The following is a 12,778-nucleotide window of genomic DNA, read 5'->3' as shown; positions in this document are numbered from 1 at the left end:
ATCAATATTTCCATATTATAATATTTATCCTTTATATTTACAATTAGTTAAACTAAAGCCAAGTTTCTCAATGTGTCCATGGTGGAAAAGAGAATACAAACACCCCTGCCGCAATGATCGGCAGGGGTGCAGCTTTTTTGGATTTTAAACAAGCTTGGAGTATCGGTCTTCGGCATTGGACAGCTTGAGCTGAACACTGTCTTTGACCTTGGGATTGACTAAATATTTAGGATACTCTCCGTGTATTAATACATCGACGACTCCCATGGCAGCCTTGGAACGCAATTCGGCGGCCGATTGCTCGGAGTACCAGGCGACATGTGGTGTTAAAATAACTTGCTCCATCCGAAGCAGTGGATTATCTGAGTCTATCGGTTCTGATTCAACCACATCGAGAGCAGCTCCTGCAATGGTTCCTTTCTCCAGTGCCTCGATCAGCGCTTGTTCGTTGACGATCGGTCCCCGTGATGTATTAATCAGGATAGCTTCCTTTTTCATAAGTGAGAATTGTTCTTCACCGATCATTCCTCGTGTAGCCGCAGTCAAAGGGGCATGAACCGAAATATAGTCCGCCTCCTTACACAGCGTTCTAAGAGAAACGAGCTCTACGCCTTTTTCCACAGCGTCTTCTTGAGTGAAGTAAGGATCTGCTACGATAACGCGAAGCCCAAGGGGCTTTACCTTCTCAGCTAACGACTGCGGAATTTTGCCGAAGCCGATCAGACCGATTGTTTGACCACGCAGACGGTAAATAGGCTGTGTCACCTTGAAATCCCAGATCCCATTTTTGACAGAATGATTCGCCATTGTCACTTTGCGGGTCCAAGATAATAACAAGGCTAATGCATGATCTGAAACCTCATCCACACAATAATCAGGAACGTTGGCCACGCATATGCCCTTGTCCTTTGCCGCCTCGAGGTCAATCGTATCGACACCTACGCCGTAGCGCGTGATCACTTTGCAATTTTCAAGCTGTTCGAGTACTTTGCGGCTAATCGGGGCATACTGATTGATCATCGCGTCCGCATCACGGCAAACCTCGATTACCTCTTCCTCGGTCTGGCATTGTGCCGTTACCAGCTCGATATTGCCATACGCTTGAAACACCGCTTCCTCGAAGCGCAGATCCGGGTATTCCCAGTCGGTTACTACAACTTTCCATGGGCGCATGATCCCCAAGCCTCCTAATCATTATAATGAAGAATATGGAGTGAAAGATAAACTGATGAAGTTCTCGACAGTCTAAGGTTGGAGCCTGAGCGCTCCTCCCTTAAACTATTGAGCATGTCCAAGTTTACTTAGCCCAAATTTTGATCCATACCCTAATGTAAATACCTATCAACATGTTAGCATAGACCGGCTATTATTGTACCGTCGTTGCCGTCAGTGATTTCTTATATTGAACCGGAGTTACACCCACAAGCTCCTTAAATACTCGGCTGAAATGTGCCAAGTGCTTAAAGCCAACCCGAAAGCATACATCCGTGACCGATACGCTTGGGTCGAGTACAAATTCGATACGAGCTTGATTAATACGTCGCCGGTATACAAACTCGAACATCGTCACGCCGGTTACTTCCTTAAACATTTTGGACAAGTAAAACTTACTAACATGCAAATGCTTCTGAACCTGATCCAGGGTTATATCTTCAGCATAATGTGATTCCAGGAACGTGATCACCTGCTGCACCGTTTTTTCCTTCACCGTAGACTGGACGTTAACATGCTCAAGCGGATGTAGGCACAGCTCGTAAATTAGCGTCAGCAAATCGACAAACGCGAGTCTGGCTCGGAAAGAACCGACTACATCATGCCTCGTATTCTGGTGGTGCATGTGCTCAAGAATTCGTTCAACTTCTGTCCTTGCCTTCTCACTTAAACGAAGCAAATGATGCCCCATTTCTTGAAATGGCTGTAGAATCGGTAATTCCGTCTGCGTTCCAAGCAGTGGCTGCAGCCGTTTCGGTTCAAAGTGAATCGTAGATCGGACATACTCGACATTAGGGTCAATCTTCGGACAATGCAGCGTCATCCCGTTCATAAGGATCAAATCGCCGGGCGCAAGCACATAAATGCGATCTCCGATAAGGAAACTGCATTTCCCACTATGAAAATAGTAGACCTCATAATTCGGATGTGAATGAAACGCCGATTGGTTATACGGCTGGTTTTGTCGATACGAAAAATCGAATATAGAATTCAGATGAAGTGTAGATGCACACATAGAACCTACTCCGTCTCACACTAAAGGTGGTTATTTCCCTTATCATACTACGAAGCGGCTCGACTAGCGATAACCTATAACAGAGATCTCACATACTGCACAAAATCGTGTAACTTCTGTTCAGTAGGTTTTTCTTTGCTAAAATCCTCGAAACCGATCCAGCCGTCATAACCTATCGCTTTCAAATCATCAATGACTTGCTTCCAAGGTACAACTCCCTGCTTCAACGGCGCCCAGCCTACGGACCAAACTGCACTGCCGTCGTCGTTAGTACCTGTCTGTGTCCAAGAAGCGTTTTTCATGTGCACATGAGCTACATATGGTCCGAGCAATTCCAGCCCCATCCGATAATTTTCAAAGCCTTCATAGACCATATTACACGGATCGAACAATACGCCGATTGCGTTCGGATCTCTACCTTCAATTAAGCGATATGTTGCGCTTGCGCTGGCTGCTATCGTTACATGATGCGTCTCGACCAGACCCTTCACGCCGTACTGCTTGCATAATATTTCAGCATCGCGAATATAATTTCGTTCTAACTCAAACAACTCATTGAAATGCTTAGTTCGGTCATAGCGCGGAACCCCCAAGCGGATGAAGCTAGCACCCAGATACTTGGCCGCTTTTAGCACACGCTCAGTTTCTTCCAGATCACCGGCAGTTATATAAGGTGTAACGCTCAATATCTGTAACCCTTGAGCTTCCGACGCATCCTTATAGAACTTCCAATCAGCTTCACTACCATGCTCAGGAATAGAGCATAAGTGGTTCCCCCAGAACGATAGAGGCTCCGATTTTAGTTCCTCCGGTATGCTCTTATAACGCCATTCAACACCCTCAAAGCCTGCTGCTTTCGCAGTTGACAACAATTGCTCCGGAGTCAAATCCGGTGTAGCTACGGTAAATACAGATAATTTCATTAGTTATTCCCTCCAGTATAAGAATTATGATTCGATATAATAACTGCATCTCTCTGGGCTATTAGGCATAGCTCGGCGGCTTTGAAAGCGTGCTCCTGCGTCATTGCCTTCTCCGTCCGGTTCATGCAATCCAAGATGAGTTCTCCGAAAAACGGAAAGCCAATCTTGCCGTTTAGCTCCAAATGATGCTCCTTCTCGCCATCAACTAAATACAAATGATCGCTAGCGCTGTCTCGACCAATATCGATATATTTACGGAGCTCAATGTAACCCTTCGTCCCAAGGATGATCGTTCGTCCGTCACCCCAGGTGCCTAGTCCATTCGGTGTCATCCAATCTACGCGGAAATACCCTGTCGCGCCGCTATCGCCCACAAACGTCGCATCCCCGTAATCCTCGAACTCTGGGTATTCACGAGTATTGTAGTTTCCGACCTTGCTGTGCTGAAGGCTGGCGCCCTTACTGCCGGTAAAATAAAGAAATTGTTCAATTTGATGGCTTCCGATGTCGCAAAGGATGCCTCCATATTTGGCCTTATCGAAAAACCATGCGGGGCGCGTCCCTGCACTGAGCCGATGGGGTCCGAGTCCGAGAACCTGAACAACGCTTCCGATCACCCCATCATTCACTAGCTGACCTGCATAAACAGCGCTTTCCGTATGCAGTCGCTCACTAAAATAAACTGCGTACTTGCGACCTGTCGCTTTGACAGCCTCGCGCGCTTCAGCAAGCTGCTCCAACGTAGTAAACGGCGTTTTATCCGTAAAATAATCTTTGCCGTGACGCATCACCTGGATGCCAAGCGGTCCTCGTTCACAAGGAATCGCTGCCGCAGCAACGAGATGGACCTCAGGATCCTGCAAAATCTCTTCTTGGGACGAGGCTACACGAACCCCAGGATACGTTTGAACAAATTGGCTTACCTTCTTCGGATCGGCGTCATGTACCCATTTGAGCTTCGCCCCTGCCTCGATAAGTCCGTTGCACATGCCATAGATATGACCGTGCTCTAACGACATAGCGGCAAAAACAAACTCGCCTTGCTTAACAACCGGGTTCGGCTTGCCTTTGGGAGCATAGTTCATACCATCATTCTTATTCATCGGCCGCTTTCCTCCTTAGTGAGTTCCGCTTACATTCAGAGTACGGTTTTCCAATGGATTTTTGGTCGATCGGGAGTTACGAATATTCTCCTGCAGCTTCTCATAGAATAATTCCTCATCAATCGGCAGATCGACCCAGTTATCAGTCCAAGTAGAAAGCAGCATCGCGTTCGAAAGCATTAGCCCCTTGACGCCTTCTTCTCCTGGTGCAATCAACGGAGTTCCTTTGCTAATCGCATCCACCCAATTTTGCGTGATACCCTTATGTTGAGGGTTTTTACCTGCTACAGGTACTTCGAATTTCCAGCATTCCGGTTGGCCAAACCCGCCCTTGAAAGTGCTGTTGAACTCTGATTCAAGGACCCGCAGACGACTGAAAGTCATCTTTCCGTCTTCGATAACGATTTTACCGCGGTCACCTGTAACCTCGAAGCGATTAGTCCCCGGAGACTCACAAACGGATGTCACGAACACCCCAGTTGCACCGTTCTCATACTCGGCGTATGCCGTCACTTCATTCTCGACTTCGATGTTCCGATGCTTGCCAAACGAGCAGAATGCCCGGATACGCGTCGGCATCATACCTGTAACCCATTGCCACAAATCAAGCTGATGCGCATCTTGATTAATCAGTACTCCGCCGCCTTCATTGGCCCATGTCGCCCGCCATCCGCTTGAATCATAGTAGCTTTGGGAGCGATACCAGTCCGTGATAATCCAATTCATTCGACGTATTTCACCGAGCTCCCCGGATGAGATCAGCTCTTTTAGCTTGCAGTACAATGGGTTTGTCCGTTGGTTGAACATGATACTGAACACTTTACCTGCTTTTGCTGCGGCCTCGTTCATCTCACGAACCTGCTTCGTGTAAACGCCCGCCGGCTTCTCAATCAAGACATGCAGATTCTTGTTCAGTGCCTTTATTGCTTGTTCCGGGTGAAAATAATGAGGTGTCGCGATCAGCACGCCATCCACCAAACCAGAGTCAAGCATCGCGTCATAACTATTATAGCAAGCTACAGAGCTCCCGAACTCCTCTGTAAATACTTGCAAACGCTCTTCACTTTGCTCGCAAACGGCAGTAAGTTCAGCACCTTCTACTTCATTTGCAATTAAATATCGAGCATGTGCTGTTCCCATGCTTCCTACACCTACCAAGCCGATTCGTACCTTGCTCATTCGTCAATCGCCCCTTTCATGCTGCTCATTATCAATTTCTCGTAGTTATCGTAACATGATTATTGGCTTGACCTCTTCACTATGATTGCTAAAAAAGGGGGAATGATTTAACTCTCATTGTCATATGTATATTTTTCAACTCGAAACGAGGAATCGATTTCATTGATAGGAACAGCAAAAGCCCGCAATAGCGTGCTTGCGGACACGTTCTGAATGATTACCATTAGCTCATCGTATTAATCCGACAAACTATAGCCAACTCCACGATCATTCTTCTTTAGTTTAATTTCTTAGAACAACGACTATTGCTTACTTCGCGGCCATATTTTTAAGCTCTGAGTCAGTGATTCCTAATTGCTTACCTTCTTCAGTAACGCTATGGCTAAACTGCATTATTTTATTATGGGCAAAATATAAGTATTCTACGTACGGTTCATTTTCAAATACAACAACCGTGTAAAATGCCGGCAATTTCACACCCCAGATTCCTTTAACTGATTTAATTTCATTTTTCTTATAATGTTGTTCATTCAAAAGGTAATTAGTCACTCTGTCCGCAAAAAAGGCTAGTATCCATTTTATTAATTTCAACGAGACAACCCCTTTAATTTGACAAGCAATTTTCTTTATACCACTTTCTAAGCAGATTAATTTGAGCCTGATGATAGCGACTATGGTCTGCCATATGCCATAGGCCCCAGCGTAGGGTTGCTTGCTTTTCATTTTCATGTCCAAAAGTGACTACGTTATTAAGGTCAGCATCTGTTAATTGTGTACATGCATCTTTCAACATTTTCATTACACCTTCATAATTAGAAATAAGATCGTTCAAAGACTTCCCTTTGACCATCGGAAGCCTATTATTTGCATCTATCATGGGGCCGTATTGCACTTTTAAAGAATGATCTAGTGGTTGATCTTTCATTCTATAAACCCAATTAATATCAACATACATGATATGTTGTATTAATTGAGCAGTACTATTAAAGTTGTTATTAGGACCCTTGTAATCTACTTCTTCTTGGGACATGCCTTTAGTGATTACATGTAATCGTTGGCTGTTCTCTACCACAGCGGAATATAATATTCCCACAATAGGTGACAAATCGGCTTCGCCTTGTAAATCGTAAAGCATCCTAGCTCTTCCTCCCTGACTTTCATTTCGTATTCACATTTATTATGCATTGTGCTCGTTCCCCGCTAACAGTGAACGTCCATCGTAAACTAATTAATTCACCAAGCTATCTCCTTCATCAATGCCTAACATAAGATTCATATTTTGTACCGCGGCACCTGAGGCACCTTTACCTAAATTATCGTATCTTGAAATGATATTTATTTTATCGTTATGACCAAAAACAAAAATCTCTAGACGGTTCGTGTTATTACATTCAGAAATCATGAATTGTCCTTCATCAAGATAAGCCTCTGAATCGAACGGCATTACATTTACAAAACGCTCCGATTCAAAATACCTTGCTAATACTTCATGTACATCCTTTGCAGAAGCTCTTTTAGGCAAATATCTACTTATTAAGGGAACTGTCATTGCTAGTCCTTGTGCATAATTAGCTTTAATTGGCGTGAATAATGGCTCAAATTGAAGTCCTGAATAAAATAACATCTCAGGTATGTGCTTATGATTTTCTTGCAGCGCATAGTGTCTTGGAACATGAAGATTTCTTGCGGCAACTAACGCTGCATTCTCATATTCCTCTATTCCACTTCTTCCAGCTCCAGAATAACCTGTCACAGAATAACACGTAATAGGATAATCTTTTTGGATTATTCCGGCCTCAACTAGCGGTCTAATCGTAAGGATAAAGCCTGTTGCGTGACAACCTGGAACTGAGACCCGCGATGAGTTCCGAATTAATTCTCTTTGGTTTTTCAACTCAGGCAAGCCATATTCCCAATTTTTATCAGTTCTAAAGACAGAGCTTGTATTAATAATTTTTGTTTTTTCGCTTTTCACAAGTGCTATGGACTCTTTTGCAGCTGAATCGGGTAGACAAAGAAAAACGATGTCCGCTTCATTAAGAAATTTACTCCGTTCTTCAGGATTTTTCCTTTTGTGGGAGTCGATCTTGAGAACTTCAATGTCTGATCGTTTTGACAAATACTCAAATATCTTTAAGCCTGTAGTCCCTTCTTGTCCATCAACATATACTTTATATTTCATAATAACCCTCCAAAAAATCGAATACAAATACATTGTTATGTATAATTATACACAATTCTTGAATTGCCATCCAGCCTTAATTGTAAATATTTAGCTCAACGTCCAGCAGAAGATGTGTATCAAATATTATGGAAGCTTCTTTTCAAATTGAGGCGGATGCAGAAGTTAGAAGCCTTGAGGAAATGAAAGCTATGTATGACGACTAGTCCTCGAGATTCAAAGCATGTATTAAGGAGCTTGCGGATCTTGAGAACGAGGTTGTTTTGGATAATCCTTACGCTGGAATACTAAACACCAGATATTCAGAATTTATACAAGTTGTGAATCATGGTACGTACCACCGAGGTAATCTGTCTGCTATGCTTCGTCAAATAGGCCACTCCTCTGTTATGAGGGAATATGGACTTTTTATGTACCAGGATGAATACAACGCCAGTGCGTCGGCAGTGTCTGGCTTGTAGCACAGATATTATCTTAGGTGGTCGCTTTTGCAGGTGCAGATTTAAATCAGATTCTTTTATAAGCCGAGCCGGTTCAGACAAAAGATGTCCGTTCCGGGTCAGCTTATCATACAAGACCGTTACCTTTTACCAATCATTTCCCAATCGCTCGCTGTGAAATTCCCCATATGCCAGAGGGAAATACCTTTGAGGGCGTAGACTTTGGCGAGCCAGATTTTTTTGACAATACTTGTCGTGTCTTCGTAATAAATATCATTGACCGTTCCGCCATCCTGATAATGAACATGCTCCAGAAAATATGGCATGCTCCGCGTTTTGGCGGCGTTTGGATCAGCCAAGCGCTTTTCCACCAGTTCAATAGCCGGCATGGCGGTTGTCGTAATGCCGTTTGTTGTGACCCACTGATTTGCCTGCTTGGAAATGCCCAGCACCAGCTTATCTGCAGGCACTCCCTGCTTGAGCACTCTCTCTACCCCATCCCGGACCAGCGGCAATGGAGCGGAAGGCAGACGCGAATCCGCATGTGTAAAATCATAAGCCATAAGAATCAGGGAGTCCGCCGTTTCACTGAGTCCTTTGAAATCGTAGCCTTTGTAATAATGATCCGTCGGTACGCATACGGAGAGAGATTTGCCCCCAATAGCCGCTTTCAGATCTCGGACAAACTGCAGATAATAGGAAGCGTCCGAAGCTTCTATCAATCCTTCAAAATCAAGAGAAATTCCGGAAAATCCGAATGACGCGTCCGCCAGCTTCGCAGCAACCTGACTTATGAAATTCTTTTGTGCAGGCATGTCCTTTAAAAATGCCGAAAGCTTTTTGCCATCACCGAAATACACCATCAAGTCCTTATTGATATTCGCTTGGTTGGCTGCAGTCAACACATCCGCGTAACCGTCCGGAACTCTATAGGTGGCTGTTTCCATATCTAGCTTGGACGTGCCCGCAGCTTCATATTCGAGATGGGACCAGCCCATCACAACATGATCGACAAGAGGCATCCGGCCGATGGCCGGGCTCGACTTGATTGCATAGAACCCTGTCGCTTCCAGCTTACGGCCAGCTGCTTCGATATCGAGCAAGCGATAAATCACAGCAGCCGCTTCGCTGCGGATCAAACCGCTCTCCGGTCTAAAGCCCTGACTGTCGCCTTCCATGACCGTTCGTTTTATGGTATAGAACACGTACGGTGCCAGGCTTTCCTTGATTCGGGGGCTGTCGCTATACGCTTGCGCACCCTGTTCCTTCGACCACTCTCCCGCCAGCCATTGCGAGCCGCTTGCCCCCTCTTTGTCCAATAGATACTTCCCGACGACGGCAGCCACTTCTTCACGCGTGATGGGCTGCTCCGGCTTTATTTCACCTGCCGCGTTTACCATAAAATCAATCCAATTCAGCTCCAAGGCTGATGCCAAGTAAGGCGCCGACCAGCGGTTGACGGCATCCGGCGGTAAGATCCCTGAGGATCGGGATATATCCAATTTGGCTGCCGTGACCAAAAGCTTGATAAAGGCTTCCCGGGACAATGCTTCCCCGGAATGATATTGGGAATCCGGATAACCTTCTATAATACCGAGAGCAGATAAAGTGTACACGTAATCTTGTTCCCAAGACTGCTCCGTCACATCCTTGTAAGCGGTCATAGGGACATCATAAGCATGGGCGTTACCTGCTGTGGCGAACAGCAACGCTGCGGCCAATCCTATTATTTTTTTATACATATTTCTCTCCTCCTCTAAGACCTCAACTCTATTAGACGTACCCTAGTAGATAAAGGTTGCCAGAATCATAGAATTCTTCAAATTTCCGACTATATCAATGATCAATGACTGATAGATATCTGATAATGGCAACAAGCTGATCGATGCAATAATAAATAGTCTTCTCAAGTTATCTTCATGAACCTCTCAATATAGATTCTACTCAGAAGCATCTCGAATTTATTGAACTTTCCTGCCTGTAAACGAAGAGAAGGGCTACCATACGAACCATACGGCAGCCCTTCTGATGTTGAACTATCCATGCTGTGTTAGCTGAATACTGATCTGTTACACTAATACTTTGTGCATTACTTTAGGACTAAAATTATTTTTCGTTACTCCCACTTGAATGTTAGGGTGGCAATAATGAAAGCTACAAGCATCCAGCCGCCAAGCAGCGCGGCTTCATGCCACAGGTCAACAAATGAAGCTCCGACATTCATGATTTGGCGCAATGATGTGGACAGATGCGAGATCGGCAGCAACTTGACTGCGGGCTGTAGCCACTCAGGCATGTTCTTAATCGGAAAGAAGACGCCGCCAAGAAAAAGAAGTGGGAAGGATACGAAGCCAGCAATCGGACCAGCGCTTTCCGGCGTTTTGGCGAGCGCGGCGATGATAAAGCCGATCGACATGAACGTTAGTGTTCCAAGTACAACGAACATTAACAGAAGCACCCACGAACCATTCACTTGTGTTCCGAAAATCAAGCTGCCGATTAGCAGTACGATTACCGCCTGCGAACCGTTCAACAGCAGTCGGGCCGTAATTTGAGCGGCGATGAAGCTCCTCGGGTGGAGAGGCGTACTCTGGAGACGCCGGAGGATACCCCGCTCGCGCCAAGATGCGATTTGGCCAGCCACGCCGTTCATATTGTTACTCATAATCATCATTGCGACAATTCCCGGGACAAGGAAGTCGATATACTTCAGGTTAAGAGATTGTACCGCCTGAGATTGAATCGTAATAACAGGCGTGTAACCTAAGATCTGCTTACTAATGCCGTCGACGATTTGAGACATGATTGGGAGCCCGATCTGATTGGTTGTTTGGCTCGTCTCATCGTAGTAAACAGTGAGCTTGGAGCCCTGCATAGAAGCCGATTTAGCGCTTACAGCAGCTTCATACCCTTTGGGGACAGCGACGACGAGCTGCCGATCGCCATGCTTAAGATCTGTCATCGCGGCGTCGAGGTCGGTACTTTCGCTTAACTGTAAGATGGATAACTGTTTCATGGATGATAGAAGCGCTTTTGACGCTGTCGTCTGGTCTTGGTCGATAATGGTGACGTAGAGCGATGTACTGTCCCCTTTTCCGAAGAATGAACCGAGCATCACCATGAAAAAGATCGGAAAAACAAGTGTCCAAAATAATACTTGCCGATTTCGCCCAAAAAGTCGTAACTGGGCTAAGGTCAATTGACGATACGCTTTCATTCTTCTCTCAGGCTCCTTCCCGTCATGTGGATGAACACGTCCTCGAGCGTTGCTGTGCGTGTTTGCAGATCGGAAACCCGGATATTCTGCTCAGCGGCTTGTTGTACAAAAGCCGTCAGCGCATTTTGCAAATGATCAGTGTACAACACAAAGGTGTCTTTGCGCTGGTCAACTTGCTTCACATCAGGTAATGACTGTACAAGTGTCAGCACTTCCTGCTTTTGTGCCTCATCTTCTCGAATCCGCTCTGGCAACCGAAACTCAATGGCGCTATCTGACTGTAGGCTGCGGACGAGTTGCTCCGGCGTGTCCAACGCAACGATTTCCCCTTTATCCATAAGGCAGATGCGATCGCAAAGCACATGAGCCTCTTCCATGTAGTGCGTTGAGATCACCACTGTCTTGCCGCGCTCCTTCAGGCGAAGCACAATATCCCACAACGTACGCCGAGCTTGAGGGTCGAGTCCGGTTGTCGGCTCGTCCAGAAAAATCACCTTGGGATCATTCACGAGCGCCAGTGCAATGGCAAGACGCTGTTTCTGGCCTCCGGATAAGTTTTTGACGCGGTCATTCATTTTTTCGCGCAATATCATGTCGTCGAGCAGCGGCTCGATCGCTACTGTGCTTGGATAAAAGCTTGCATACATACGAATAATCTCGTGAACGTGGAGCAGGTCGAACAGTGACGTCGATTGAAGCTGAACGCCGATGATTTCCTTGATCTTTTTCAAATCTTTTTTTGTATCGAAGCCAGCGACAAGTGCCCTCCCTTCATCAGGTCGTCGCAGACCTTCGATCATTTCCATCGTAGTCGTTTTGCCTGCCCCGTTCGGCCCGAGCAGTCCGAATACTTCCCCTTCATGCACTTTGAAATGAATTCCGTTCACCGCGGTGAATTTCCCATAACGTTTGACTAGTCCGTCCACTTCTATAATGGCGTTGACCAAGGTTGAATCCTCCCTTTCGACATTCCTACTAATATTGTATCTGAAAATCTGGCTCCTTCATGCAAAGTTTGTACTCTTGAAAAAACTGTAAGACTTTTCTTATAGCAACTGTTGTATTTTTACGTTACATCGTACTTTATATTCGCTAAATTAAGATAATTTCCTACCTGCGCTAGTGAACTTAACTGCCGTTACTTGGGCAAAAGAAAAAGGAGCTACAGTATTTGAAGTGACCCCCAAAAGTTAGACAGTATATAGTTAGGCTACCTCTAACGCATGAGTTCGGTACTGTACCGGGCTCATGCGTTTTAGTTTTGCCTTTATTCGTTTGTGGTTGTAATAGTGGATATATTGATCAAGTTCTACTTTGAATTGTTCAATGCTATCAAATTCTTCTGTATATAGAAACTCGGATTTTAGGATCCCAAAGAAATTCTCCATAACGGCATTGTCGTAACAGTTCCCCTTACGTGACATGCTTTGTGTTATGCCTTGTTCCTTCAATGACTGCTGATATTGGGGCATTTGGTAATGCCAGCCCTGATCAGAATGAATCAATA

Annotated in this window: 13 protein-coding genes; 1 reads left to right on the top strand and 12 read right to left on the bottom strand. The window is 45.3% G+C overall.

Features of this window, described 5'->3' with window-relative positions; genetic code table 11:
* Positions 1-144: 144 nt before the first annotated feature.
* The 8 genes from BM210_RS32460 to argC all read right to left on the bottom strand — a co-directional run bounded on the left by BM210_RS32460 (position 145) and on the right by argC (position 7,614).
* Complete coding sequence (locus BM210_RS32460; RefSeq protein WP_091176827.1) at positions 145-1,173, bottom strand: C-terminal binding protein; 1,029 nt, start codon at positions 1,171-1,173, stop codon at positions 145-147.
* 193 nt (positions 1,174-1,366) lie between these two features.
* Positions 1,367-2,227, bottom strand: coding sequence for a helix-turn-helix transcriptional regulator (locus BM210_RS32455; protein WP_091176826.1), 861 nt, complete (start codon positions 2,225-2,227; stop codon positions 1,367-1,369).
* Positions 2,228-2,301: 74 nt separating this feature from the next.
* Positions 2,302-3,150 carry a sugar phosphate isomerase/epimerase family protein gene (locus tag BM210_RS32450; RefSeq protein ID WP_091176825.1) on the bottom strand — a complete coding sequence of 283 codons (849 nt, stop codon included), beginning with the start codon at positions 3,148-3,150 and terminating at the stop codon, positions 2,302-2,304.
* A complete protein-coding gene (locus BM210_RS32445) occupies positions 3,150-4,253 on the bottom strand; it encodes a Gfo/Idh/MocA family protein (protein ID WP_091176824.1) in 1,104 nt (367 codons plus the stop codon). The genes BM210_RS32450 and BM210_RS32445 overlap by 1 nt, the downstream gene beginning before the upstream one ends.
* Positions 4,254-4,268: 15 nt before the next feature.
* A complete protein-coding gene (locus tag BM210_RS32440; protein ID WP_091176823.1) occupies positions 4,269-5,432 on the bottom strand; it encodes a Gfo/Idh/MocA family protein in 1,164 nt (387 codons plus the stop codon).
* Positions 5,433-5,741: 309 nt separating this feature from the next.
* Positions 5,742-6,023 carry a DUF3139 domain-containing protein gene (locus BM210_RS32435; protein WP_256224192.1) on the bottom strand — a complete coding sequence of 94 codons (282 nt, stop codon included), beginning with the start codon at positions 6,021-6,023 and terminating at the stop codon, positions 5,742-5,744.
* 13 nt (positions 6,024-6,036) lie between these two features.
* Positions 6,037-6,567: a DinB family protein gene (locus BM210_RS32430; RefSeq protein WP_091176822.1), complete on the bottom strand. Its 531-nt coding sequence runs from the start codon at positions 6,565-6,567 to the stop codon at positions 6,037-6,039.
* A gap of 93 nt (positions 6,568-6,660) precedes the next feature.
* Positions 6,661-7,614 (bottom strand): N-acetyl-gamma-glutamyl-phosphate reductase, encoded by a 954-nt coding sequence (gene argC, locus BM210_RS32425; protein ID WP_091176821.1) that lies wholly within the window; start codon positions 7,612-7,614, stop codon positions 6,661-6,663.
* 227 nt (positions 7,615-7,841) lie between these two features.
* On the opposite strand from argC, the gene BM210_RS32420 reads away from it, so the two are divergent.
* The gene (locus BM210_RS32420; RefSeq protein WP_091176820.1) at positions 7,842-8,075 is read left to right on the top strand and encodes a DinB family protein; all 234 of its coding nucleotides are present in this window, start codon (positions 7,842-7,844) and stop codon (positions 8,073-8,075) included.
* A gap of 119 nt (positions 8,076-8,194) precedes the next feature.
* Here BM210_RS32420 and BM210_RS32415 read toward each other — a convergent pair whose 3' ends face one another.
* The 4 genes from BM210_RS32415 to BM210_RS32400 form a co-directional block, all read right to left on the bottom strand.
* Positions 8,195-9,796 carry a glycosyl hydrolase family 18 protein gene (locus tag BM210_RS32415; RefSeq protein ID WP_091176819.1) on the bottom strand — a complete coding sequence of 534 codons (1,602 nt, stop codon included), beginning with the start codon at positions 9,794-9,796 and terminating at the stop codon, positions 8,195-8,197.
* Positions 9,797-10,170: 374 nt separating this feature from the next.
* Positions 10,171-11,271, bottom strand: coding sequence for an ABC transporter permease (locus BM210_RS32410; RefSeq protein WP_091176818.1), 1,101 nt, complete (start codon positions 11,269-11,271; stop codon positions 10,171-10,173).
* Positions 11,268-12,218, bottom strand: a complete 951-nt coding sequence (locus BM210_RS32405) for an ABC transporter ATP-binding protein (protein ID WP_091176817.1) — start codon at positions 12,216-12,218, stop codon at positions 11,268-11,270. The genes BM210_RS32410 and BM210_RS32405 overlap by 4 nt, the downstream gene beginning before the upstream one ends.
* Before the next feature lie 258 nt (positions 12,219-12,476).
* The coding region (locus tag BM210_RS32400) for an IS3 family transposase (RefSeq protein WP_143101146.1) at positions 12,477-12,778 on the bottom strand (302 nt) is incomplete at its 5' end.

Origin of the sequence: Paenibacillus sp. 1_12 (assembly GCF_900114475.1) — a bacterium.
GTDB lineage: Bacteria > Bacillota > Bacilli > Paenibacillales > NBRC-103111 > Paenibacillus_S.
This window is presented reverse-complemented; position numbering and strand designations above follow the sequence as displayed.